General features: G+C 73.0%; 16 protein-coding genes and 1 riboswitch. Of the genes, 6 read left to right on the forward strand and 10 right to left on the reverse strand.

The window, feature by feature from the left end; translation table 11 throughout:
• Nucleotides 1-39 precede the first annotated feature (39 nt).
• The gene (locus ACIBTS_RS26395) at nucleotides 40-1,848 is read right to left on the reverse strand and encodes a DUF6350 family protein (protein ID WP_399322604.1); all 1,809 of its coding nucleotides are present in this window, start codon (nucleotides 1,846-1,848) and stop codon (nucleotides 40-42) included.
• A gap of 67 nt (nucleotides 1,849-1,915) precedes the next feature.
• On the opposite strand from ACIBTS_RS26395, the gene ACIBTS_RS26400 reads away from it, so the two are divergent.
• A complete protein-coding gene (locus ACIBTS_RS26400) occupies nucleotides 1,916-2,863 on the forward strand; it encodes an RNA polymerase sigma factor (RefSeq protein ID WP_399322605.1) in 948 nt (315 codons plus the stop codon).
• Between the two features lie 76 nt (nucleotides 2,864-2,939).
• On the opposite strand, the gene sucD is transcribed toward ACIBTS_RS26400, so the two are convergent.
• The 7 genes from sucD to ACIBTS_RS26435 form a co-directional block, all read right to left on the reverse strand.
• Nucleotides 2,940-3,827 (reverse strand): succinate--CoA ligase subunit alpha, encoded by an 888-nt coding sequence (gene sucD, locus ACIBTS_RS26405; RefSeq protein WP_079660326.1) that lies wholly within the window; start codon nucleotides 3,825-3,827, stop codon nucleotides 2,940-2,942.
• A 21-nt stretch (nucleotides 3,828-3,848) separates the two neighbouring features.
• Nucleotides 3,849-5,027, reverse strand: a complete 1,179-nt coding sequence (gene sucC / locus ACIBTS_RS26410) for an ADP-forming succinate--CoA ligase subunit beta (RefSeq protein ID WP_319677447.1) — start codon at nucleotides 5,025-5,027, stop codon at nucleotides 3,849-3,851.
• Nucleotides 5,028-5,448: 421 nt separating this feature from the next.
• On the reverse strand, nucleotides 5,449-6,510 hold the full coding sequence (locus ACIBTS_RS26415) for a hypothetical protein (protein ID WP_399322607.1): 1,062 nt from the start codon (nucleotides 6,508-6,510) through the stop codon (nucleotides 5,449-5,451).
• A 102-nt stretch (nucleotides 6,511-6,612) separates the two neighbouring features.
• Nucleotides 6,613-7,239 carry a hypothetical protein gene (locus ACIBTS_RS26420; RefSeq protein WP_399322608.1) on the reverse strand — a complete coding sequence of 209 codons (627 nt, stop codon included), beginning with the start codon at nucleotides 7,237-7,239 and terminating at the stop codon, nucleotides 6,613-6,615.
• Between the two features lie 411 nt (nucleotides 7,240-7,650).
• Nucleotides 7,651-8,814, reverse strand: coding sequence for a VWA domain-containing protein (locus ACIBTS_RS26425; RefSeq protein WP_399322609.1), 1,164 nt, complete (start codon nucleotides 8,812-8,814; stop codon nucleotides 7,651-7,653).
• Nucleotides 8,815-8,965: 151 nt separating this feature from the next.
• Nucleotides 8,966-11,359 carry a DUF5682 family protein gene (locus ACIBTS_RS26430; protein ID WP_399322611.1) on the reverse strand — a complete coding sequence of 798 codons (2,394 nt, stop codon included), beginning with the start codon at nucleotides 11,357-11,359 and terminating at the stop codon, nucleotides 8,966-8,968.
• Nucleotides 11,360-11,462: 103 nt separating this feature from the next.
• Nucleotides 11,463-12,593 carry an AAA family ATPase gene (locus ACIBTS_RS26435; RefSeq protein ID WP_399322612.1) on the reverse strand — a complete coding sequence of 377 codons (1,131 nt, stop codon included), beginning with the start codon at nucleotides 12,591-12,593 and terminating at the stop codon, nucleotides 11,463-11,465.
• Between the two features lie 167 nt (nucleotides 12,594-12,760).
• Here ACIBTS_RS26435 and ACIBTS_RS26440 point away from each other — a divergent pair, with 167 nt between their 5' ends.
• Entirely contained in the window at nucleotides 12,761-14,134 is a 1,374-nt protein-coding gene (locus ACIBTS_RS26440; RefSeq protein WP_399322614.1) for an SWIM zinc finger family protein, read from the forward strand.
• Nucleotides 14,135-14,177: 43 nt separating this feature from the next.
• Complete coding sequence (locus ACIBTS_RS26445) at nucleotides 14,178-15,830, forward strand: DUF5691 domain-containing protein (protein ID WP_399322615.1); 1,653 nt, start codon at nucleotides 14,178-14,180, stop codon at nucleotides 15,828-15,830.
• Here the strand turns inward: ACIBTS_RS26445 and ACIBTS_RS26450 are convergent.
• Complete coding sequence (locus tag ACIBTS_RS26450) at nucleotides 15,827-16,243, reverse strand: cobalamin B12-binding domain-containing protein (RefSeq protein WP_099936101.1); 417 nt, start codon at nucleotides 16,241-16,243, stop codon at nucleotides 15,827-15,829. The two genes, ACIBTS_RS26445 and ACIBTS_RS26450, sit on opposite strands and share 4 nt — an antisense overlap.
• Before the next feature lie 523 nt (nucleotides 16,244-16,766).
• Between ACIBTS_RS26450 and ACIBTS_RS26455 the strand changes: the two genes are divergently transcribed.
• Complete coding sequence (locus ACIBTS_RS26455) at nucleotides 16,767-17,750, forward strand: esterase/lipase family protein (protein WP_399322617.1); 984 nt, start codon at nucleotides 16,767-16,769, stop codon at nucleotides 17,748-17,750.
• A 257-nt stretch (nucleotides 17,751-18,007) separates the two neighbouring features.
• Nucleotides 18,008-19,516 carry a peptidoglycan DD-metalloendopeptidase family protein gene (locus ACIBTS_RS26460; RefSeq protein ID WP_399322675.1) on the forward strand — a complete coding sequence of 503 codons (1,509 nt, stop codon included), beginning with the start codon at nucleotides 18,008-18,010 and terminating at the stop codon, nucleotides 19,514-19,516.
• Nucleotides 19,517-19,622: 106 nt separating this feature from the next.
• Here ACIBTS_RS26460 and pcrA read toward each other — a convergent pair whose 3' ends face one another.
• Nucleotides 19,623-22,154 carry a DNA helicase PcrA gene (gene pcrA / locus ACIBTS_RS26465; protein ID WP_399322618.1) on the reverse strand — a complete coding sequence of 844 codons (2,532 nt, stop codon included), beginning with the start codon at nucleotides 22,152-22,154 and terminating at the stop codon, nucleotides 19,623-19,625.
• 254 nt (nucleotides 22,155-22,408) lie between these two features.
• A riboswitch (cyclic di-AMP (ydaO/yuaA leader) is annotated at nucleotides 22,409-22,574 on the forward strand.
• A gap of 7 nt (nucleotides 22,575-22,581) precedes the next feature.
• On the opposite strand from pcrA, the gene ACIBTS_RS26470 reads away from it, so the two are divergent.
• Nucleotides 22,582-23,748: an NlpC/P60 family protein gene (locus tag ACIBTS_RS26470; RefSeq protein WP_399322619.1), complete on the forward strand. Its 1,167-nt coding sequence runs from the start codon at nucleotides 22,582-22,584 to the stop codon at nucleotides 23,746-23,748.
• Nucleotides 23,749-24,339: the final 591 nt, after the last annotated feature.

Here is a 24,339-nt window from a genome sequence, read left to right on the forward strand (position 1 = left end):
GTTTCAGTCAGCCCGTCCGGCGCTCGAGGAGAGGCCCGTTCAGGGCCTCTCCTCGCCTTCCTGCCCTGCCTCCCCCATCTCCCGCAGCGCCGCCCAGCGAGCCTCCCGAGCCGCATCCTCCCCGTGCCACACCGGGTCCGCCGGCTCGACGGCCGACACCGGCTCGACGGCCGCGACGGGCCGGAACGACTGGACGGGCGCGGCGGGCGCCGGCGGGACGGGAGGCGCAGGAGGCAGGGGAGGCAGGGCGGGCGAGGGAGGCGCGGCGGGCAGGGGAGACACACGAGGCACGGCAGGCGCAGGAGGCACGGCAGGCGCAGGAGGCACGGCAGGCGCAGGAGGCAGGGGAGGCGCAGGAGGCACGGGAGGCGCAGGGGTCTCGACGCGCGCGAAGTCGTACAGCTCCGACTTCGCGGCAGCCACCGCACCAGAACCCTCCGCCTGCCCCGGTCCCTTCCGCCGCCCCCAGAGCTTCGGCCCGTTCGCCCCCCGCCACCCCTTCCACCCGTTGCGCCCCTTCCATGCGCCCCACTCCCCCCGCCGGCACCACCCGCGCACTGCCACCGCCACAGGCACCCCCACCCCCACCGTCCACAACACGACCGCGCCCCCCACCTGCCACCACACCGGCCCGAACCGAGCCAACGTGTTCACGCCCAAGGGCCCGCCGGCCAATCCCGCCAGCCCGCCCACCAGCACCCCGCACCCCGCCCCCGCGAGCACGACAACCCCTGCGGTTCTCCGCCGCGACCACCCGCCGCCGCCCGGTCCCCCGGCTCGGCCCACGAACACCCCCACCGTCGCCCCGGCCGCCACCGGCACCAGCCCCGCCGCCCAGTTCCACCACGTCCCGCCGCCCGCCTCCGGCACCGCCGCCAGCAGCGGAAACGGCGGCAGCAAGGGCGCCGGATCCGAGGACAACGGCGACACCACATGTCCGACCCCCAGTGCGTACCCCGGCCCGAGGCCGTACGCCGCCCCCCACAGCGCCGCGTTCGGCACCAGCGCCACGCACAGCAACAGCACCGCGAACCGCCCCGACCACCCCTCCGTCAACTGCACAAACGCCTCCCGGGCGGCGCCCGCGTGCCACACGGACGACACCGCCACCAGCAGCGCTCCGCCCCCGACGAGCACCGCGGCCCCCCTCCCCGCCGCCCGCCCGGCGACCCCGGCCCGTTCCCGGCCCTCCGCTGTGAGGAGCGATCGCCGCACCCCGCGCGGCAACACGAGCAGCACGCTCTCCACCGGCCCCCGCGGACGACCGCAGGCCGACCACACCCCCGCCCCGGCCGCCACGACGGCGACCACCGGCACGCACACCCCCGTCCACACCCACGAGGGCCGCAGCGCGGCACCGGCGGCGACATAGAAGGCGGCGCCCGCCCCCACGGCGAGATACCCGAGCACCACCCCCACCCACGCCGTACGCGCACCCACGAGCACACCATCACCGGCCGCACCCCGGCCGCCGACGTCGCCGCCCCCGTCCACCGCGTCCCGCGCAGCGCGCCGCACCAGCCACACGGGCAACGCGAGCAGCAGCAGCGGCGTGACGCCGACCGGCGCCGCAACCCCGGACAGCGTGTCGACGCGCACCAGTTCGGCACCGTGCGCCAGCAGCCACAGGGCGGCGGCGGCATGCAGCGCACCCTCCGGCCCGCTGTCGGGATACGGCGTGCTGATCCACAGCACCATGACGAGCACGGCGAACGAACCGAGCCCCAGACCGGCCGCGAAGGCGCCGCCCAGGAGACCGGCGGCCAGTCCGGGGGAGCAGTCGCGCATCCGGTCGAGCAGGGGCGACAAGGGCAGTCGGCGAGCGGTCGTCTGGATCACGAGCGTCATGCTGCCAACGACACGCGCTTTCCCGTCGTAACAGGCGAACTACCGTTGTGTCGCTCAATATGCGTTTATGTACTTTTTCGCGCTGCCGGCATCGCTGACCAAGGCGGACAAGGTGAAGAACACCCAGGAGGCAGCGCCTCGACCCCAGGCGACGGTGTGCCTGACAAAGAACCCCGACGACCGCCCCCAGCCGCTGCCGGCGACGCCGTCCCCCGCCCCCCTGACCCCCGCTCAGGCCTTCGACGCCCTCTACGCGTTCTGCGCCCCCGCGCTCGTGCGGCAGACCTACCTGCTCTGCGGCCGTCGTGAACTCGCGCGCGAATCGGTCGAGCGGGCCTTCCAACTCGCCTGGCAGCGCTGGCCCGAGGTGGCAGTGGACCGTGACCCGGCGGGCTGGGTACGGGCGACGGCATACGAGTACGCGCTCTCCCCCTGGCACCGGTTCCGCCCCCGTTTCCGCCGCCCGGAACCACCCCCGCTCGACGCGTGCGACCGCGCGCTGATGGACGTCCTGCTCGCCCTCCCCACGCCGTACCGCCGCACACTCCTCCTCTACGACGGCATCGGCCTCGACCTCCCGGAGACCGCGGCGGAGACGGAGGCGAGCACGCCCGCCGCCGCGAACCGGCTGCTCCACGCGCGTGCGGCGATCGCGGCGCGGCTGCCCGAGCTGGCGGACCCCGCCGCCCTGCACCGCAGGCTCGCCGAGGTGGCGTCCGCCGAACGGCTGCGCGCCGCCAAGCCGCCCGCCGTCCGCGTGGGCGGTGAACAGCGGGCCCGCTTCTGGTCCAGGTCGGCGATCGCGTTCACGGTCGCGATCATCGGCGCGACCGCACTGACCCTGCGCACGGCTCCCACACAGTACGAGGCCCCGGTGCCCCCCGGCGAGAAGGTGCAGGGCGTCCCCCCGCGCGTGGCCGCGGGCCCCCTCTCGAACGCACAGCTGAACCTCCGGGCAAAGCTGCGCGCGCAAACAGCCCATGGCCCGGAGCGACTGCTCCCGGAGCCGAGGTGAAAGCGACCCGGCTGCGGAAACGCCCGTGGGCCCGCCCCCCAAGGGGACGGGCCCACCGACGTTCAGCTGACGGACCTCAGCCCGCGGAGAGGATCTCCCGCGCCAGCTTCGCCGTCTCGGTCGGCGTCTTGCCGACCTTGACGCCGGCGGCCTCGAGGGCCTCCTTCTTCGCGGCGGCCGTACCGGAGGAGCCGGAGACGATGGCGCCGGCGTGGCCCATGGTCTTGCCCTCGGGCGCGGTGAAGCCCGCGACGTAGCCGACGACCGGCTTCTTCACGTTGTCCTTGATGAAGGCCGCGGCCCGCTCCTCGGCGTCGCCGCCGATCTCACCGATCATCACGATCAGGTCGGTGTCGGGGTCGGCTTCGAACGCGGCGAGCGCGTCGATGTGCGTGGTGCCGATGACCGGGTCGCCACCGATGCCGACGGCGGAGGAGAAGCCGATGTCACGCAGCTCGTACATCATCTGGTACGTCAGCGTGCCGGACTTCGAGACCAGGCCGATACGGCCCGGCTTGGTGATGTCGCCCGGGATGATGCCGGCGTTCGACTGGCCCGGCGTGATGAGGCCGGGGCAGTTCGGGCCGATGATCCGGGTCTTGTTGCCCTGGGACACGGCGTACGCGTAGAACGCGGCCGAGTCGTGGACGGCGATGCCCTCGGTGATGACGACGGCGAGGGGGATCTCGGCGTCGATCGCCTCGACCACGGCGGCCTTGGCGAACGCCGGCGGCACGAAGAGGACGGACACGTTGGCGCCCGTCTTCTCGATCGCCTCGGCGACCGTGCCGAAGACCGGGATCTCGGTACCGTCGATGTCGACGGACGTGCCCGCCTTGCGCGGGTTCACGCCACCGACGATGTTCGTGCCGTCGGCCAGCATGAGCTTGGTGTGCTTCATGCCCGTGGCACCGGTCATGCCCTGGACGATGACCTTGGAGTCCTTGTTGAGGAAGATAGCCATGGCTGTCTGAGTCCCTCTTCCTTACTTCGCAGCCGCGAGCTCGGCGGCCTTGTCGGCCGCGCCGTCCATGGTGTCCACACGCTGGACCAGCGGGTGGTTGGCGTCGGAGAGGATCTGACGACCCAGCTCGGCGTTGTTGCCGTCCAGCCGGACGACGAGCGGCTTGGTGACGTCCTCGCCGCGGTCCTCCAGGAGCTTCAGCGCCTGCACGATGCCGTTGGCGACCTCGTCGCACGCGGTGATGCCGCCGAAGACGTTGACGAACACGGACTTGACGTCCGGGTCGCCGAGGATGATCTCCAGGCCGTTCGCCATGACGGCCGCGGAGGCGCCGCCGCCGATGTCGAGGAAGTTGGCGGGCTTGACGCCACCGTGGTTCTCACCGGCGTACGCGACGACGTCCAGGGTGCTCATGACGAGACCCGCGCCGTTGCCGATGATGCCGACCTCGCCGTCGAGCTTGACGTAGTTGAGGTTCTTCGCCTTGGCGGCGGCCTCGAGCGGGTTCGCCGACGCGTGGTCGACGAACTCCTCGTGTCCCGGCTGACGGAACTCGGCGTTCTCGTCCAGGGAGACCTTGCCGTCCAGGGCGATGACGTCACCGGAGGCGACCTTGGCCAGCGGGTTGACCTCGACGAGGAGCGCGTCCTCTTCGATGAAGGTCTTCCACAGGGTGACCAGGACGTTCGCGACCTTGTCGGCGACCTCGGCCGGGAAGTTCGCGGCGGCGACGATCTCGGCGGCCTTCTCGGGGGTCACACCCTCGTTGGCGTCGATCGGCGTCTTGGCGACGGCCTCCGGACGGGTGGCCGCCACCTCCTCGATCTCCATGCCGCCCTCGACGGACGCGATGGAGAGGAAGGTGCGGTTGGCACGGTCGAGGAGGAAGGAGACGTAGTACTCCTCCAGGATCTCCGGGGCCGTCTCGGCGATCATCACCTTGTGGACCGTGTGGCCCTTGATGTCCATGCCGAGGATGTTGGTCGCGTGCTCGACCGCCTCGTCGGGGGTGGCGGCAAGCTTCACGCCACCGGCCTTGCCACGGCCGCCGACCTTCACCTGGGCCTTGACGACGGACTTGCCACCGAGACGCTCGGTGGCTGCGCGGGCCGCCTCAGGCGTGTCGATGACTTCACCGGCCAGCACCGGTACATCGTGCTTGGCGAAGAGGTCCCTCGCCTGGTACTCGAACAGGTCCACGCGCTTCCGTCCCTATCAGTGATCTCGCGGTTCGTTGGATGCGTGGGCGTGCCGCGAAGGGCAACGTGACGTCCGCTAGTCACAGGGGAGGCGCACACGGTGTCCGAGCGCGCGGCATGTCCGTCTCGCAGGTTATCGCTGCTTGCGGAGGGCCCCTAAATCGAGGGTCGCACCTGAGCGGTGATACCTGTCACATGATGCCGCGCTCACTGGCACCGCGTGCCGGACGTGAGGACTCGGGGAAGGACCTCACCGGGTTGGGGTCGGCCCGGTGAGGCCCTCTGAACAGCCCCTCAGGGGCTCAGGGCCGGTGATCCCCACCCCAATGGGGACCACCCCGCCCCGTCCGCGAGGTTTCGGCCGGACGAGCCGACGACTTTCGGCCGTCCGTGGCCTGCCGCCTCACGAAGTCGATGGCAGATCAGCCGAGACCGACCGCGTAACCCGGGGTGACGGATTCGGCGACGCCCCGGACGCCGGTGACGGCGTGCCCGGCCAGCGGACCGCCGGTGGCCTCGACGGTCCCCGACAGGTGCTGCGCGAAGGTCCCGGCATGACCGGCGACGCCGTACGCCAGTGCGCTGCCGCTGCCGGCGACGGGCCGGACGGTCGTGTCGACCGTGCCGGTGACGGTGTCCACGACCGGCTGTACGGCGCCGACCACCCCGTGCGCGAACGGCGGGACCTCGCCGACGACTCCCCCGGCGAACGGCCGGACGTCGCCCACGACGCCGGACGCCACCGCGCCCGCGTCCACGACGGCCTGCCCGGCGACCGGCACCACGCCGTCCACGACGGTGCGCGCGACGGGCGGCAGCACGGCCCCCGCGGCGTCGCCGGTGACCTGGCCGACAAGGCCGGTGGCGTAGGGCACGGCCTGCGCGGCGACACCGGAGGCGTAGGGACGCACGTCGGCGACCGTGCCGGTGGCGACGGACGTCACGCCCTCGACCGTGTGGCCCGCGACGGGCACGACCCCGCTCACGGCCCCGTGGGCCACGGGGACCACGCCGTCCACGGCGGCGGCCGCCACCGGCGGAACGACCGCGTCCGTGACGTGCTGCGCCTGCTCCAGTTCCGGGGCGAAGGCGGAGAGCGGGCCGAAGAGGTAGTCGACGGCGCTGTCGTCGTCGTGGACGTCGGGGTGGAGGGCCGGGGCCTGCGCCTTCGCACGGGCGGCCTTGGCGCCCTGGATGGCCTTGGCGGCGCCACCCTTCACCTTGGCCACCGTCGAGGCGGCGGGCTTGGCGGCGGCGGTGGCGGTGGTGGCGGTGACCGTGTCGAGCGTGTCGCTGACGGTGCCCTTGAGGGAGTCGGTCACGTCGGTCACGTCGGTCACGTCGGTCACATCGGTGGTCGGTACGTCCGGCGTGGACACGGAGGCGGCGGGCAGTTCGTCGGCGCTGGCGACGGCGGACCCGAGGGCCCACGCACCGCTGACACCGGCGGCTATGACGAGGGAACGGCGGATGTTCTTGTTCATGCGTGCGTCAGATCCTTAGAAGGGTTCCGAGACTTCGGACGGGTGGGCAGACCTGCTCCACCCCCGCGCGGCAGGTCTGGGGCGGGGGAAGACCGCCTGTCCCTAGCCGGGGAAGACCGGAATGTCCCGGAACCTGTCCCGTGTCTCGGCCGCGTCGGAACGCACGGCACTGCCGGGCGCCAGCCGCAGCGGCACCCGCTGATACGGCGTGACGGCATGCGCGTCGCCGTGACGTGACGCGCCGCCGTCGAGCACCGACCCGCCGCCCAGCACGCCATTGCGATCACCGGCGGGCCCGTGCCGCACAGGCAGGGGGACGTGGCCGGTGTGGGCGGGCACGACGCGATGACCTACGCCGTCCGAACCGCCGGTGCCAGAGCCCACCGGCCCGTACGACACCGCGCTCTCGGCCGTCGCCCGGTCACCGGCCGCATGGCCGTCCGACGACGGGCTCACCGCCGAATCGGGCGCGGGCGCCTGCGCGACGGGCGCCGGAAGCGTCCGTACCGGAAGCGCCGGAAGCCCCGGGAGGGCGGGGATGCCGGGGATACCGGGAAACTCGGAGAGGCCCGGCAGATCGTGGACGTCGGAGAGGTCCGACACGACGGGCAGCGACGGCAACCTCGGCGACGACGAGACAGGCGGCGCCGGCGTCGACGCCCTGCCCAACTCCTCGCTCGCGGCCGCCACGACCTCACCGACGGGCTGTACGACCTTGTCCGGAACCACAGCCGGAACCGCAGCCGAAGTCGGGGCCGGAGCCGGAGCCGGAGCCGCAGCCGAAGTCGGGGCCGGAGCCGGAGCCGGAGCCGGAGCCGCAGCCGAAGTCGGGGCCGGAGCCGGAGCCGGAGCCGGAGCCGCAGCCGAAGTCGGGCTCTCGACCCGGCTCGTCGCGGCAACCGGGGTCGGCACGCCCTCCGCCGCCTGCGCCTGTTCCCCGCAGAGGAACCCGAGCGCGAACAACCCGGCCACCAGCAAGGCGAGTTGCAGCACACGCCGCCCGACCGCCGTGCGCAGGACGCGCAGAGCGGCAACGGGAAGAGCGGTGGGCCAGATCAAGAGGGAGGTCCTCGGTGCGGCGACAACGTGCCCTCGATCCTTGCACGCGCGTCCCGAGGTCGCGCAAGCCCCCCTCCCGTATCAGGCGCTGTCCGGGACGGGCGGCGGACGTTTCTCGATCGCCGCCGCCATGACCTCGGGGAACAGATCGGGTGTGCAGGCGAACGCCGGTGCGCCCAACGCCGCGAGCGCCGCCGCGTGTTCACGGTCGTAGGCCGGCGCGCCCTCGTCGGACAGCGCGAGCAGCGCGACGAACTGCACGCCCGACGCCTTCATCGCGGCGACCCGCTTGAGCATCTCGTCGCGTATCCCGCCCTCGTACAGGTCACTGATGAGTACCACCACCGTGTCCGCGGGCCGGGTGATCTGCGACTGGCAGTAGGCGAGCGCCCGGTTGATGTCCGTGCCGCCGCCGAGCTGGGTGCCGAACATGACGTCCACGGGGTCGTCGAGCAGGTCGGTGAGATCGGCGACCGCCGTGTCGAAGACGACGAGCCGGGTGCCGATCGACCGCATCGACGCCAGCACCGCCCCGAACACCGACGCGTACACCACCGACGCCGCCATCGACCCCGACTGGTCGATGCAGAGGATCACCTCCTTCTTCACCGACTGCGACGCCCTCCCGTACCCGACGAGCCGCTCGGGCACGACCGTCCCGTACTCGGGCAGGTAGTGCTTGAGGTTGGCGCCGATCGTGCGGTTCCAGTCGATGTCGCGGTGGCGCGGCCGGCTGATCCGCGCGCCCCGGTCCAGGGTGCCGGTGAGGGCGGCCCGGGTGCGGGTGGCCAGCCGCGCCTCCAGCTCCTCGACGACCTTGCGGACGACCGCCCGTGCCGTCTCCCTCGTCGTCTCCGGCATCGCCTTGTTGAGGGAGAGCAGCGTGCCGACGAGATGCACGTCGGCCTCCATCGCCTCCAGCATCTCCGGCTCCAGCAGCAGCGCGGACAGCCCGAGCCGGTCGATGGCGTCGCGCTGCATGACCTGCACGACGGAGGAGGGGAAGTACGTCCGGATGTCCCCGAGCCAGCGGGCCACGGACGGCGCGGACGCCCCGAGCCCCGCCGCACGGTCCCGCCCCGTCCGTGCCGCGTCGTCCTTCCCGTAGAGCGCGGTGAGCGCACCGTCCATCGCGGCGTCGCGCCCCGAGAGGCCGTGTTCGGTTCCGTCCGCCGTGTCGCCGCCGAGCACGAGCCGCCAGCGCCGCAGCCGCTCCCGCGTCGGGTCCAGCGCCTCGGTCGTCATCGGTGCGCCCCCGTGCGAGGCCGCTCCCAGAGCGGCATCACCGCGACGGCGACCGCCGGACGACCGCCGGCCTCGACCCCGTTCCTGCTCTTGTTCCTGCCGGCGGCCGTCACGTGAGCGCCCTCTCGCGGTTCCCTCACTCGGTTCTTCGTCATCCCGCCACCCCCACAAGGTCGTTGTCGACGTCCTCTTCCGCTCCGTCCAGCCCGAGGAGCAGCCGTACGACCGGCAGCACGGCGTCCGCCCGCCCGGCGTCCTGCTCGGCCGCGAAGCCAGGTACCCCGGAACCGGCCGCCGACGCGTTCCCGCTCTGCCCCGGCCCGCGCCGGACCAACTCCCCGAGCGTTCTGCGCACCCCCGGCTCGTACGCCGAGAACGTCCGCCGCAGCAGCGGCAGTACGTCCGTGAACGCCTCCGCCGGCACCGCCGTGAGCCAGCCGTCGACGAGCCCGAGGAGCCGTTCGTCGTGCACGAGGAGCAGCCCGCCCCCCACGGAGCCGCCGCCGACGAAGCCCTCGATCCAGGCGGCCGCGTCCGGCGGCGGCGTGCCCGGCGACAGGGCGAGCCCCATGAGCCGCGCCGCCTCGTCCGGATCCAGCTCCCCCTCGTCCAGGAGAAGCCGCACCGCACGCCCCCGCACGACACCGGCCACGCTGTCCCGCCCCGCCAACACCCGCAGCACACTTCGCCAGCGCGCCCACAGACCGCCGCCGCTCGGCTCACGGTCGCCGCGCTCCGGTGAGGCCGTCTCCTCCAGCATCCCCACCGCGCCGTGCACCGCGTCCACATGACGCCGCATCTCGTCCGCCGCGTCCGCGTCGAGCGAGGCGCAGGCCGGGGGCAGGCCGACGAAGACCCGTTCGGCGAGGCCGGCGGCCACCTCCGCGAGGGCGCGGGTGTCGGTGCCGCGTACGTCGCCGTAGCGCAGGGAGCGGACGAGGGCAGGCAGGGCCTGGGCGAGGTGGCCGACGTCGGTGTCGAGGGCGGCCCGGTCGGCCAGGACCCGCATCACCGTCGAGAGCGCGTCCGGCAGCCCGGCCAGGAGGCAGCGCTCGGCGAGCGCCGTCGCCTCGGCCAGCCCCCGCGCGCCGACGGCGTCCGCCTCCGCCTTGGCGGTGGCCGCGGCGAGCACGGTCGTCCCCCACACCCCGGCCTCGGCGACCCGCACGGACAGCTCCGGCTCCCACCGCAGCCGCCACGTCTCCCGGAACGTCCCCGTGCTGCCGCGCGAGACGGCCGGCTCGCCCCACTCGACGCGCAACAGCCGCAGCCGGTGCAGCAGCCTGCTGCGCTCGGCGTCGTTCTCCTTGCGCAGGTCGAGCGCCAACTCCCGTACGGCGGCCTCCGGTTTGAGCCGCAGTCGACGCTGCACCCGGTCGAGGTCGCGCTGCAGGGGCACCGCGGGCGCGCCGGCCGGCACCTCGCCCAGCACGTCCCCGACCACCAGCCGGTCCTGCACCAGCGCCAGCGGGACGTCCGAGCCCTCGCACAGCACCGCGCGCACGGCGTCGGTCGTCTCGCTCAGGCCGGGCAGCGGCCGGCCGCGCAGCGCGGCGAGCGTCCCGGCCAGCCGGACCGCCTCGATGACGTGCGCGGACGACACGATCAGGTCCTCTTCGCGCAGCAGGAACGCCACCTTCGTCAGCCAGCGCTCGACCGGCCGGTCGGGCGCGCCGAACAGATGCGCGTACCAGCCCGGCGAGTCGATGCCCGCGCCGTACCCCCCGGCCCGGGCCAGCCTGCGGTGGGTCCACGGCACCCAGGTCAGGTCGGTCTTGACCTTGGGCAGCCCCTTGAGCAGCGCCCGGTCGGCGGCGACGGCGGCCTTCCGGCGCAGCGCGGGCACATGCCACGCCCCGCACACCACGGCCACCCCGTCCGCCCCGAACTCCCGTTGGGCCGCCCGCACCTGGACGCGCATGTACGCCTCCCGCACAAGGTCCCGATGGGTTCTGGGCCCCCCTTCGTCGGTGTCCTGCGTCTCCCGCAGGGCTTCCATGGCCTCCTCGAGCGCGGCGAACGGCGCATACGGATCCTTGGCCGCGGCGGTCCGATGCTCGACGACGTCCTCCCACCACCGCTCGGGATCGTCGTACCCGCCGATCTCGGCCAGCACCGCCAACGGATCCCCTCGCACCGCACGACTGCCCGACGCCTCCCCCTCCGTCTCCTCCCACGCGAGCGTGTGCGAGGCGGGGAGGTCGATGAAGCGCGCCGGGACCTCGTGGTCCAGGGCCCAGCGGAGTGCGACCCATTCCGGGGAGAACTCGGCGAGCGGCCAGAAGGCCGACCGGCCGGGCTCCTCGACGGCGTGGGCGAGCAGGGCGACCGGCGGTCGCATGTCCTCGTCGGCGGCCAGCGGGATCAGCGCGTCGGCCTCGGGCGGCCCCTCGATGAGCACGGTCCGGGGCCGGGCGGCCTCCAGTGCCGCCCGTACCGCCCGCGCCGACCCCGGCCCGTGGTGACGCACCCCGAGCAGCAGCGGCCGCACCGCCCCGGCGCCCTGGCCATCGCTCTCCACGGCGCCGGTCGTCCCGTCCCCCATCACCTGCGGGGCCACTTCGTGTCGTCGTTCACAGCCACCCTCCCCACTCCTCGGTACGGGTACCGGCCCCAGGCCCGGCTCTCCTCGTTCTCGTTGCCGCCGTTCACGCGCTCACCTCCCGGCACGCGCGGTAGAAGTCCGTCCAGCCGGCGCGTTCGCGCACGACCGCCTCCAGGTACTCCTGCCAGACGACCCGGTCGGCGGCCGGGTCGCGGACGACCGCGCCGAGGATGCCCGCGGCGACGTCCCCCGACCGCAGCACGCCGTCCCCGAAGTGGGCGGCCAGTGCGAGGCCCCCCGTGACGACGGAGATGGCCTCGGCGGTGGACAGCGTGCCGCTCGGCGACTTCACCTTGGTACGGCCGTCGGAGGTGACGCCGTCGCGCAGTTCGCGGAAGACGGTCACCACGCGGCGGATCTCGTCGATGCCGTCGGGCACGGCCGGCAGGTCGAGGGAGCGGCCGATCTGGTCGACGCGCCGCGCAACGATGTCGACCTCGGCCTCCACGCTCTCCGGCAGCGGCAGCACCACCGTGTTGAAGCGCCGGCGCAGGGCGCTGGAAAGCTCGTTGACCCCGCGGTCGCGGTCGTTGGCCGTGGCGATGAGGTTGAACCCGCGGACGGCCTGCACCTCCTGCCCCAGCTCCGGTATCGGGAGCGTCTTCTCGGAGAGAAGGGTGATCAGCGTGTCCTGGACGTCGGCCGGGATACGGGTCAGCTCCTCCACCCGTACCGTCGCCCCCTCCGCCATGCCCCGCATGACGGGGCCGGGCACCAGCGCGTCCCGGCTCGGCCCCTGCGCGAGCAGCTGCGCGTAGTTCCAGCCGTAGCGGATCGCCTCCTCCGGTGTGCCCGCCGTGCCCTGCACCATCAGTGTCGAGTCACCGCTGACCGCTGCGGCCAGGTGCTCGGAGACCCAGGTCTTGGCGGTGCCCGGGACGCCGAGCAGAAGCAGGGCGCGATCGGTGGCGAGGGTGCTGACGGCGACCTCGACGAGGCGGCGCGGGCCGATGTACTTCGGCGAGATCACCGTGCCATCCGGCAGGACGCCGCCGAGGAGATAGGTGGCGACGCCCCACGGGGACAGCTTCCAGCGGGCCGGGCGTGGCCGGTCGTCCTGCGCGGCCAGCGCGGCGAGTTCGTCGGCGAAGGCGTCCTCGGCGTGCGGACGCAACGTCTCCGCCGGCTCGTTCCCAGTCGGATTCACGGACGTCGGATCTACGGACACAGACATGGCTGAGGCCCCCTCCAGCTCGGCCGGTTCGGATCTGGTGTCCACCGTGCACCACGCCACTGACAATGCGATCCGACCTGCGGAAACGTCCTCCCGGCCATGCCGGCCGAGCCTCCGCCGGGCGCTCGGCGGACCGATTGTCAGTGGTGGGCTCTACCTTCGATGTCATGACTCAGCAGGGGGTGCGCTGGACTGCGGATCAGGTGCTGGCACTGGCGCCTGACTCCGCGTCACGCAAAGCGGGGAGCAAACTCGGCACGGCCGGCCCGTGGTCCGGTACGGGCAGGTCGCAGGAGGGGGCGGTGGTGTGGGGGCTGTGCGCGGGCAGCGGCGGCACGCCGTACCGGACGGTCGTCGACGTCACGCACCCGGCCGCGGCCTCATCCGGCCCGGCGTACGGGTGCAGTTGCCCGAGCCGCAAGTTCCCGTGCAAGCACGCGCTCGGGCTGTTGCTGCTCTGGTCGGCCGAGGGGGAGGGATCGGTGCCGGCGGGGCGGGCGCCGGACTGGGCCGAGCAGTGGATCGCCGACCGCAGCCGTGCGCGGGAGAAGGAGAAACCGGAGGCGGGCCCGGCGGGTGCCGGGTCCGGCCCCGCCGACCCGGAGGGCGCGCGTCGCCGTGCGGAGCGGCGCGCCGCGCGGATCACCGCGGGGGCGACGGAGCTGGAGGAGCGACTCGCCGACCTCCTGCGCTCCGGCCTGGCCACGGCAGAGCAGGGGGGGTACGGGCTGTGGGAGGAGACGGCGGCCCGCATGGTCGACGCCCAGGCACCCGGACTCGCCTCGCGTGTACGGGAGTTGGGGGCGATCCCGGCGTCCGGTCCCGGCTGGCCGGTGCGGCTGCTGGAGGAGTGCGCGCTGCTCCACCTCCTCGACCAGGGCTGGCTGCACCGCGAGCGGCTGCCGGCCGCCCTGGCGGCCACGGTCCGCACCCGCGTGGGCCTGCCCTCCGCCGCGCAGGGCCCACCGGTCCGGGACGACTGGCTGGTTCTCGCCCAGTACGACACGCAGGACCCGAAACTGACGACCCGCCGCATCTGGCTCCACGGCACCGCCTCCGGCCGCACCGCGCTCCTGCTCTCCTACGGCGCCGCGGGCCGCTCCCCGGAGCTCACGCTGCCCGTCGGCCTCGCCCTGGACGCCGAGTTGTCCGCGCACCCGGGGGCCGGGCAGCAACGGGCCTCGATCGTCGAACAGTTCGCGCCGCCGACACCCACCGGCGCCCGCCCTGCGGGCATGACGACGACCGAGGCGACCGCCCGCTACGGCGAGTCCCTGCGCCACGACCCGTGGCAGGACTCGATCCCCCTCACCCTGACCGATGTCGTCCCCACCCCCGACGGCGACTCCTGGCAACTGGCGGACGCCGACGGCACCACGGCCCTGCCCCTCACCCCGGCGACCTCCCGCGCCGGCCTGTGGCGTCTGGTCGCCCTCTCGGGCGGCGCCCCCGTCACGGTCTTCGGCGAGTGCGGCCACCGCGGCTTCACCCCGCTGACGGCCTGGCCGACGGGCCCAGGGGAGCCGGTGCGCCTGTGCTGACCGAACCCCGCGCACGACAACCACGGCAACAGAAGGGAGTCTCATGAACGCCACCCCGCCCGCGCCCCGGCCACCGGCCTGGGAGGACCTGGTCACCGCGGCCCTTCTCGGCACCGACCGGCGCAGGCCCGCGGCAGCCGCGCCCGGCCGGAACGCGCCGGCCGCCCTGCTGGACGCGGCAGCCGCGGAGACCGTACGCCGACGGGCCGGTCTGCGCCCCGGCCGGGCGGCCCCCCTCCCGCAGCCGGCCGCCGAGGACCCGCGCCCGGCGCTGCCGGCCGCGGCGGCCCGCAGACTCGGCCTGCTGCTGGCCGACCGCCCCGGCACCGGCGGAGGCGGCCGCCGGGGCACGGCGCCGGATCTGATGGAACTGCTGCCCCAATGGCTGACCGCGGTCAACGCGCGCGGTTTCGCCGCACCGGCCGAGTCCCTGCCCGCACTGCTCGACGCGGCCCGCGGGCGTACGGACCTGCGGCCCGCGGCGCTGGAGTTCGCCGGCCCGCGCGCGCTGTGGCTGGCCCGACTCAACCCGGACTGGCGGTTCGCCCTGCGCGGTGCCCCGGGCGCCGGTCCGGCGCTGCCGGGTCCCGACGACACCCGGCGCACCGAAAAGCTCTGGCAGGAGGGCCTGTTCGCCGAGCGGGTCGCCCTCCTGGCGTCGATCCGTTCCCGCGACCCCGACGCGGCCCGTGAGCTCCTGGCGGCGACCTGGCCGACGGAACGCGCCGAGGACCGGCTGATGTTCCTCGACTCGCTGCGCACGGGCCTCGGCGCGCGGGACGAGCCGTTCCTGGAACAGGCGCTGGCGGACCGCAGCCGCAATGTGCGGGCGACGGCCGCGGAGTTGCTGTCGGCGCTGCCGGGCTCGGCACTCGCCGCGCGGATGGCGGTCCGGGCCGGCGCGTGCGTGGCCGTCGACCACACCCGGGACACGCCCACGCTCCTCGTGGAGGCGCCTCACGAGTGCGACACGGCCATGGAACGCGACGGCGTGTCGGCCAGCGCCCCGTCCGGCCGGGGCGAACGGTCCTGGTGGCTCGGCCAGTTGGTCGAGGCGGCCCCGCTCGCCGTCTGGCCGAAGCGCCTGGGCGGCCGTACGCCGGAGCAGATCGTGGCGCTGCCGGTGGCCGACGACTGGCTCGACGACCTGCACGCGGCATGGTGCCGGGCCGCCGTACGACAGCGGGACGCCGACTGGGCGCGAGCGCTGCTCGGCGCGCCGTCCGCGCCCGGCGCGGGCGGCCCGGGCGCGGTCTCCCTCGCCGAGCGGGCGAAACTGCTGAGCACGCTGCCGGTGGCCGAACGGGCGCAGTGGGTGGCCGGTTTCATCGCGGCCCACGGACTGTCGGAGGCGTTCCAACTGCTCGGCGTGTGCGCCGTCCCATGGGCGGCGCCGCTCGGCCGGGCCGTGGTCGACGCACTCAACATCGCACGGGACGCGGGCAGTTACCCCTGGAGTTTCAGCGGCGTGATGGGCTTGGCCGAACGCTGCCTGGACCCCTCGGAAGCAAGCCGTCTCGACGCCCTCCTGACCACGCCGGACGAGCCGGAGGACGCCTCCCCGGGCGCTGCCGGCTACTGGTCGGAAGCATTCCAGCGACTGGCGAGAACGCTGAGACTGAGAGCGGTGATGAACCAGGAACTTGAGAGCCCCCGGACGGTGGTCGCTCAAGCCACCCGCATGACAACCGGCTAAGCCCCCGCAGGCTGCCGCACGTTCGCCCGGACCCAGTCCACGATGGATGCGGTGGTCGCCCCCGGTGTGAAGATCTCCGCGACCCCCTTCTCCTTCAACGGCGCGATGTCCGCCTCCGGAATGATCCCCCCGCCGAAGACCAGGATGTCCGCCGCGTCCCGCTCCTTCAGCAGCTCGATCACCGCGGCGAAGAGCGTGTTGTGGGCCCCGGACAGAATGGACAGCCCGATCGCGTCGGCGTCCTCCTGGATCGCGGTGTCCACGATCTGCTCGGGCGTCTGGTGCAGCCCGGTGTAGATGACCTCCATACCGGCGTCGCGCAACGCCCGCGCGATCACCTTGGCCCCGCGATCGTGACCGTCGAGCCCCGGCTTGGCCACCACCACGCGGATCGGACCGGCTGCCACACCCATCACTGCCTCCATGAAGCGACTACGTCCATCCTCAACGGCACGGACACCCCGTGCCAGACCGCCCGGGGAAGTGAACGAACGTTATCGCCAGCATCCCGCAACCGGCAGTTTCACGGTGCGGAGCGAGGGGGAAATCACACGGAGGGACACACTTTCACCGCGCACTTGTTCCCCCGCGCCACGGGGGAACAGTCGCACCGGGAGCCGCGACGAGGTCGCCGTACCGCCGTGCCACGAGCCGCGTGGCGTGGCGGTACGGCGCATCGGAGGGCACGATGGGCACGTAGGGCAGGTAACGCACGACAGCGGGGAGCCTCGTCGACACACCGGCAGGGATCCTCGTCACGTCATCGGCGTCACGGGTGTCACACCCCCGCCGTGCACAGGACGCACGGCACACCCCACACGCCGCAGCCGCACCCGCTCCACGCCCTCTCGTGCCCGATCGACCTCCTCCACCGCGACTTCCACGAGGGCACACGGGGGACAGAGAAGTCCTCAGCGTGCCGACAGGAGGTCGGCCATGAAGGTCACCCGGGCACTGCAGCCCTTTCTTCCGCCGTACCGGCATCTGTTGCCGGACCTGCCGACCCTTCCGAACTTCCCCAACCTCTCGAGCTTCCCCAACATCCCGAACATCCCGAACATCTCCAGCCTCCCCAGCCTTCCGAGCAGGCTGGCAGGGCTCTCCATGACGCTCCTCAAGGCGACCGCGCTGGACCTCGCGATCCTCGCGGGCCATCTGCTCCTCTACCCCTCCGGCATCGCCCAGGAGCGCCGCGCCGCGGCCCACCCCGCGCTGCCCAGTGCCCCCGGCGCAGCGGACCCCGCCCAGCTGCCCGCCCAGGCCGCCCGGCCGCCGGTCGTCCTGCTGCACGGGTTCATAGACAACCGTTCCGTGTTCGTCCTGCTGCGCCGCAGCCTCGCCCAGCACGGCAGGCACCGGGTGGAGTCGCTCAACTACTCACCGCTGACCTGCGACATCCGCACGGCGGCCGAGCTGCTCGGCCGGCACATAGAGGAGATCTGCGAGCGCACCGAAAGCCGGCAGGTCGACGTGGTCGGACACAGTCTGGGGGGCCTGATAGCCCGGTACTACGTGCAGCGACTGGGCGGTGACGTCCGCGTCCGGACGCTCGTCACGCTGGGCACCCCGCACTCGGGCACCCGGGTGGCGCCGCTGGCGAACGCGCACCCGATCGTGCGCCAGATGCGCCCCGGGTCGGAGGTGATCGAGGAGCTCGCCCAGCCCGCGCCGGGTTGCCGTACGCACTTCGTCAGCTTCTGGAGCGATCTCGACCACCTGATGGATCCGCTGGAGAGCGCCTGCGTCGACCACCCCGACCTGCTGGCGCAGAACGTGCGGGTGACCGGCATCGGCCATCTCGCGCTGCCCGTGCACCCGGCCGTCGCGACCGGCATCCGCCAGGCCCTCGACGCGGCCGCCGAGATGGCGCACCCGGGCGCCTCCGCCGCTGCCCGCAACGGCGGCCTCACCGTGGCCTGATCGCACCTCCGACAGACGTTCCCCAAGCGTCCGACCCGCGTCCGACACCCCTCCATCATCGAACGTCATTCGAACGTAGAGCCAAACCCGCGCCCGCCGTCCCCCGAAACACGGCCGAATGCCCCTTTCCTGCGAGCGCGAAACCTGCAGAAGATTGTCGTGCCCGCGTACCGACGGGTACAGTCGCCGCACTGCTCTGGCAGCCCCTGTTGTCGGCGAAAGAGAAGTTGGTGAACGACCGTCACCCGTCGGGGATGATGACCCCCCCGGCCCCGGCTTCCGACGCCGCTTCGGCGCACTACGCGTCGTACGGCACCCAGGACGCCCAGTACGACGGCTTCACCACGTACCACGGTCAGGAGACCGGCGCCTTCGACACCGGCGCCCACCCGACCGGGCACTTCCCGGCGGCCGACCCCCTCTTCGGCGAGTTCCCGGGCGACAGCGCGACCGGCGCGTACGACAGCACCCAGTGGAACACCGGCGGCCACCAGACCCTGGACACGGGCAGCCACGAGGCTCTGGACACAGGCAGCCACCAGGCCCTGCACTACGACGGGTACGCGGCCCAGCACCACGCCGCCTACGACTCGGGTGTGTACGACGCGACCGCCTGGTCCACCGGCCAGCACCACCTGGCCGCCGTCCCGCAGCAGGCGACGGCAGCCGATGCCAGCGGGCAGTGGGACGCCGCGGCCTGGCTGCAGCCCGGCCAGTCCGCAAGCCCGGCCGACCAGACCCAGCAGTGGGAATGGGGCACGCAGGCCTTCGACACCGGCGCGTACGACGCCACGCAGTGGAACTCCGACGGCGGCGACAACGCCTCCGCCGAGGCCGTCGAGGAGTACGAGCAGCAGGCCGAGGTCCCGTTCGACCAGCAGGCCACCGCCACCTTCCAGCACCTCGAGTCGGACGAACCCGCCCCGGCCGAGGGCGAGTTGCCCGGCAGCGACCCGCTCCCCCTCCTCGACGACCAGGAGGAGGCCGCCCCCGCCCCGCTCGGGCGGGCAGCCACCCGCAACGCGAACCGCTCCCGGCGACGTATGCCCGCGAAGCGCTCCGCCCTGCTGACCGTGGCCGTGCCCTCGGCCTGCGTGATGGGGGTCGCCGGGATCGCCGCGGCCTCGGTCGGCACACTGACCGGCGGCGAGGCCAAGGACACCACGGCGTCCGCGCCGGACGCCCAGCCGGTGAAGCCGTCCGCCGCCAACAACAAACTGGACGCCCAGCTCGCGACCCTGAGCGCCGGGGCCGACGACTTCGCCGACCGGGCCAGCCGGACGCAGGAACGCATCGACCTCAAGGCACAGCAGGAGGCCGAGAAGAAGAAGGCGGCGGCGGAAGCGGCCCGCAAGGAGCGGCTGCGCCCCAAGTACGCCCTGCCGGTCGCCCAGCGCGGCCTCAGCGCCTACTTCGGCCAGGCCGGCATCAACTGGATGTCCCAGCACACCGGCATCGACTTCCCCGTCTCCTACGGCACGACGGTGATGGCGGCGACCGACGGCACCGTGCGGACGCAGTGGAACAGCGCCTACGGCAACATGCTGATCCTCACGGCGAAGGACGGCACGGAGACCTGGTACTGCCACCTCTCCAGCTACCGCGTCTCCTCGGGTACGAGCGTCAAGGCCGGCGACCCGATCGCCTACTCCGGCAACTCCGGCAACTCCACCGGCCCGCACCTGCACTTCGAGGTCCGGCCCGCGGGCGGCTCGGCCATCGACCCGCTGCCGTGGCTGCGCAGCCACGGGCTCAACCCGACGTAAGCGAGCGCAACCGGACAACTCGCTTGCGGTCCCCCGCCGTCGGGCCGTTGCGCGTCGCTTCCGCCCGCTTCCCGTCGCGCCCTGCCGCGCCCGCGTCCTGTCGCCTCTAGAGCTTCTCCACCGGCGCGTACCGCAGCAGCAGCCGCTTCGGCTTGGTGTCGCCGAAGTCGACCGTGGCCTCCGCGTTCGCACCCGTGCCCTTCACGCCGACGACCGTGCCCAGTCCGAACTGGTCGTGGGTGACGCGGTCGCCGACGGTCAGCGCGACCACCGGCTTCTCCGCCGTCCGGCGGGTCGCGAAGCCGGACGCGCCCGCGGCCGAGGAACGCGAGCGGGACGAGGACAGCGAGGCCGCCACCCCGGACACCGGGCCGGAGGACACGGGCGCGGCCGCCCCCGTCCGCTTCCAGTCCACGTGCGTCGCCGGGATCTCCTCCAGGAACCGGGACGGCGGGTTGTACGACGGCTGCCCCCACGCGCTGCGCAGCGACGACCGGGTGAGATAGAGCCGTTCCCGCGCGCGCGTGATGCCCACGTACGCGAGCCGGCGCTCCTCCTCCAGCTCCTTGGTCTGGCCGAGGGCACGCATGTGCGGGAAGACGCCGTCCTCCATGCCGGTGAGGAAGACGACCGGGAACTCGAGGCCCTTGGCGGTGTGCAGGGTCATCAGGGTGATGACGCCCGAGCCGTCCTCCTGCTCGTCGGGGATCTGGTCGGAGTCGGCGACCAGGGCGACCCGCTCCAGGAAGTCGGAGAGCCCGGGCGGCGGCGTCGCGCCCTCGCCCTCGCCCTCACCGGATTCCTGCTCGAACTCCAGGGCCACCGCGGCAAGTTCCTGGAGGTTCTCGATACGGGTCTCGTCCTGCGGGTCGGTGGAGGCCTGCAACTCGGCGAGGTAGCCGGTGCGTTCGAGCACCGCCTCCAGGACCGTCGCGGGCCCCGCACCCGACTCGACGATCGTACGGAGCTCGTCCATCAGCGCGTTGAACCGCTTCACGGCGTTCGTCGACCGCGAGGCCATGCCATAGGCCTCGTCGACGCGCTGCAGCGCCTGCGGGAAGCTGATCTTCTCGCGCTGGGACAGGGCGTCGATCATCGCCTCGGCGCGCTCGCCGATGCCGCGCTTGGGCACGTTGAGGATCCGGCGCAGCGGCACCGAGTCCTCGGGGTTGGCCAGCACCCGCAGGTAGGCCAGGACGTCCCGGACCTCCTTGCGCTCGTAGAAGCGGACGCCGCCGACGACCTTGTAGGGCAGGCCGACCCGGATGAAGATCTCTTCGAAGACACGGGACTGGGCGTTGGTGCGGTAGAAGACGGCGACGTCACCGGCCTTCGCGTCGCCCGCGTCCGTCAGTCGGTCTATCTCGTCGGCGACGAACTGCGCCTCGTCGTGCTCGGTGTCGGCGACGTAGCCGGTGATGCGCGCGCCCGCGCCCGCGTTGGTCCACAGGTTCTTGGGGCGGCGGGACTCGTTGCGCTCGATGACCGCGTTGGCGGCGGACAGGATGGTCTGCGTGGAGCGGTAGTTCTGCTCCAGCAGGATCGTCGTCGCGTCCGCGTAGTCCTCCTCGAACTGGAGGATGTTGCGGATCGTCGCGCCCCGGAAGGCGTAGATCGACTGGTCGGCGTCACCGACGACGCAGAGCTCGGCGGGCGGCACGTCGTACTCGTTCGGGGGGACGTCGGCAGGGTGCTCGGAGGTGCCGACCAGCTCCCTGACCAGGGCGTACTGGGCGTGGTTGGTGTCCTGGTACTCGTCGACGAGGACGTGGCGGAAGCGGCGGCGGTAGTGCTCTGCGACGTCCGGGAAGGCGCGCAGCAGGTTGACCGTCGTCATGATCAGGTCGTCGAAGTCGAGGGCGTTCGCCTCGCGCAGCCGCGACTGGTACATGGCGTAGGCCTGGGCGAGGGTCTCCTCGAAGCCTCCCCCAGAGCCAATAGCCTGGGAGGTGCCCCCAGCGGCCTGGGCGGCGAAGTCCTCCTCGTCGATCAGCTCGTTCTTGAGGTTGCTGATCTTGGCGCTGAAGGACTTGGGCGGGTAGCGCTTGGGGTCGAGGTCCAGGTCACGGCAGACCAGGGCCATCAGGCGCTTGGAGTCTGCGGCGTCGTAGATCGAGAACGACGACGTGAAGCCGAGCTTCTTGCTCTCGCGGCGCAGGATGCGCACGCACGCGCTGTGGAACGTCATCACCCACATCGCGTTCGCGCGCGGGCCGACGAGCTGCTCGACGCGCTCCTTCATCTCGCCCGCGGCCTTGTTGGTGAAGGTGATCGCGAGGATCTGCCCCGGGTGCACGTTGCGCTCGGCGAGCAGGTGGGCGATGCGGTGGGTGAGCACACGCGTCTTGCCGGAGCCGGCGCCGGCCACGATGAGCAGCGGGGTGCCGGCGTGGACGACCGCCGCACGCTGGTTGTCGTTCAGCCCCTCCAGGAGCGCCGCCGCGTCCAGCGCCGGGCGCGGGGCGCCGCCGCGGTAGTAGGCGTCCCGGTCCGGAGGCACGTCGAACTTCCCGCCGAACAGATCGTCGGGAACCGACTCCGGTCCGTGATCGTCCTCGGGCGGCGGCGGGGGTTCGTCCTCGTGGGCGCGGGGGCCCTGGAGGTCCGCCAGGAAGCTGTCGTCAAAGAGGCTGCTCATCGCTCTCCGAGTCTAGGGGGCGCCACTGACAACCGGCCGCCCTCCCGGAACATCTCCCCCACTCACCCTCCGGCAGGCGGCCGTCACGATCCGCGACCGACGTGGCCGAAGCACGAGATCACAGCCCGAGGTCACGAAAATGTATCGGACATATCACCCATCAACCTTCACACGGGCCACACGAGTTGGCTACGGTGCCGGACAGGCCGTACGACCCCCACCGGCGAACCCCGCCGGGCCGCGCGGCCTCCGCCGAGTCCGACGCGCCCGCTCGCGCCAGCCGGAGCCGGGGACCCACCGAAACCCTGGGGTGAATCGGCCCAACTCCCTCTCGGGGAGGCGGCCGTAGGGCAACCCTTCCGATGATCTACCCGCCCGAACCCGACAGCTAACCCGGTAGGCGGAGCACTGGAAGGAGTCGCCTCCCTTGGCGTCGCAGCACCGCAAGCCGCGCTCCGCGGGCCCGCGCGTGGCAGGCATCCGCACGCCCGCCCTCGCCACCGCCGCCCTGACGTCCGTGGCCCTGCTCTCCCAGACGGCGAACGCCGCCCCGCCGGACGATGGCAAGCCGAGCCTGGAGGAGGTCGAGAAGAAGGTCGACGACCTCTATCGCCAGGCGGAGTCGGCGACCGAGAAGTACAACGCCGCCAAGGAGAAGACGACCAAGCAGCGCAAGCAGGTCGACGGCCTCCTCGACGACGTCGCGCAGCGCACCCAGAAGCTCAACGAGGCGCGGCAGGAGCTGGGTTCCTATGCCGCGGCCCAGTACCGCACCGGCGCCTCCGCGCCCGACACGGCGACCTTCCTGCTCGCGGACACCCCGCAGGACTACTTCGACCAGAACCAGCTGATGAGCCGGCTGACCGACCGCCAGAAGGGTGCGGTCGACGACTTCGTCACCGAGCAGTCGGCGACGATGCGCAAACGCCGGGAGGCCGCGGAGATCCTCGCGTCGCTGACCGACACGCAGAGCGACCTGAAGACCGCCAAGGCCACCGTCCAGAAGAAGCTCGGCGACGCGCGCGAGCTGCTGTCCCGGCTGACGGCACAGGAGAAGGCCCGCCTCGCGGCGATCGAGAAGCAGAAGCGGGAGGAGGCCGCCCGGCAGGCGGCGGAACTCGCCCGGCAGCAGGCCGCGGACCAGGCCGCGGCTCAGCAGGAGAGCGGCACGGGCTCGTCGAACACAGACACCGGGACCGGCTCCTCGTCCACCTCCCCCGGGGACTCCTCGTACGCCACCAAGGCCGAGAAGGCGCTCGCCTTCGCCCGCGCGCAGATCGGCAAGCCGTACGTCTGGGGTGCCACGGGCCCCGACTCCTACGACTGCTCCGGCCTCACCCAGGCCGCCTGGAAGGCCGCCGGCGTCACCCTCCCGCGCACCACCTACGACCAGGTGAACGCCGGCACCACCGTCTCCCTCGCCGACGCCCAGCCCGGCGACCTGGTCTTCTTCTACGACGACGTCAGCCACGTCGGCGTCTACATAGGCAACGGCATGATGATCCACGCCCCGAAGCCCGGCGCCTACGTCCGCGAGGAGTCGATCTACTACGACGGCGAGTCGGGCATCCACAGCGTGGTGCGCCCGGCTTGAGCGCACACACACGCACGGGCAGGCCGACTCCGATGGCCCACGCGCGCGTGACCCGCACGGCGGACACACACGCGCGAGCTTCACTTCGGACGCACACGCGCGAGCCTCACGGCGGACGCGCACGCGTGCGCTTCATGGCAGGCAGACGCGGGGGAACGCCGTAGCAGGCACGCAGCAGCGGGCACACGGGGGGCTGCGTAACGGGCACGCGCGCGTGGGCTGCGTAACGGGCACGCGCGCGTGGGCTGCGTAACGGGCACGCGCGCGTGGGCTGCGTAACGGGCACGCGCGCGTGGGGTTCGTTCGCGGGGACGGAGGCGGAGGCGAGAGCGGGCGGTGCGCTTCGTCTCCAGCGACGTGGCGCGGGCCGCGCTGAGCGGCCGCGTGGCGCGCCCCGCGCCGGCGCAATCGCCCGCCGCCGCTCCCGCTCAAACCCCGCTCAGCCCCGCGGGCCCCGCTCCACGCCCTGCACGGCGCCCATGACCCGCCGCACGAGCCCGTGCTCTGCGCGCCCACCCCACCAGGCCCCGCCCAGCCCCAGTCCTCGCCCCAGGCCCAGTCCTCCTCCCTCCTGCCAGTTCTCACTCTGCG

The organism is Streptomyces sp. NPDC050121 (genome assembly GCF_044460385.1).
Lineage (GTDB): Bacteria > Actinomycetota > Actinomycetes > Streptomycetales > Streptomycetaceae > Streptomyces > Streptomyces soliscabiei.

What these genes read in the sequence shown, in the direction of transcription:
- ACIBTS_RS26395 (WP_399322604.1), bottom strand. Translation starts at nt 1,848, where the DNA reads ATGACGCTCGTGATCCAGACGACCGCTCGCCGACTGCCCTTGTCGCCC.
- ACIBTS_RS26400 (WP_399322605.1), top strand. Translation starts at nt 1,916, where the DNA reads ATGTACTTTTTCGCGCTGCCGGCATCGCTGACCAAGGCGGACAAGGTG.
- sucD (WP_079660326.1), bottom strand. Translation starts at nt 3,827, where the DNA reads ATGGCTATCTTCCTCAACAAGGACTCCAAGGTCATCGTCCAGGGCATG.
- ACIBTS_RS26415 (WP_399322607.1), bottom strand. Translation starts at nt 6,510, where the DNA reads ATGAACAAGAACATCCGCCGTTCCCTCGTCATAGCCGCCGGTGTCAGC.
- ACIBTS_RS26425 (WP_399322609.1), bottom strand. Translation starts at nt 8,814, where the DNA reads ATGACGACCGAGGCGCTGGACCCGACGCGGGAGCGGCTGCGGCGCTGG.
- ACIBTS_RS26430 (WP_399322611.1), bottom strand. Translation starts at nt 11,359, where the DNA reads ATGGGGGACGGGACGACCGGCGCCGTGGAGAGCGATGGCCAGGGCGCC.
- ACIBTS_RS26435 (WP_399322612.1), bottom strand. Translation starts at nt 12,593, where the DNA reads ATGTCTGTGTCCGTAGATCCGACGTCCGTGAATCCGACTGGGAACGAG.
- ACIBTS_RS26440 (WP_399322614.1), top strand. Translation starts at nt 12,761, where the DNA reads ATGACTCAGCAGGGGGTGCGCTGGACTGCGGATCAGGTGCTGGCACTG.
- ACIBTS_RS26445 (WP_399322615.1), top strand. Translation starts at nt 14,178, where the DNA reads ATGAACGCCACCCCGCCCGCGCCCCGGCCACCGGCCTGGGAGGACCTG.
- ACIBTS_RS26450 (WP_099936101.1), bottom strand. Translation starts at nt 16,243, where the DNA reads ATGGGTGTGGCAGCCGGTCCGATCCGCGTGGTGGTGGCCAAGCCGGGG.
- ACIBTS_RS26455 (WP_399322617.1), top strand. Translation starts at nt 16,767, where the DNA reads ATGAAGGTCACCCGGGCACTGCAGCCCTTTCTTCCGCCGTACCGGCAT.
- ACIBTS_RS26460 (WP_399322675.1), top strand. Translation starts at nt 18,008, where the DNA reads ATGACCCCCCCGGCCCCGGCTTCCGACGCCGCTTCGGCGCACTACGCG.
- pcrA (WP_399322618.1), bottom strand. Translation starts at nt 22,154, where the DNA reads ATGAGCAGCCTCTTTGACGACAGCTTCCTGGCGGACCTCCAGGGCCCC.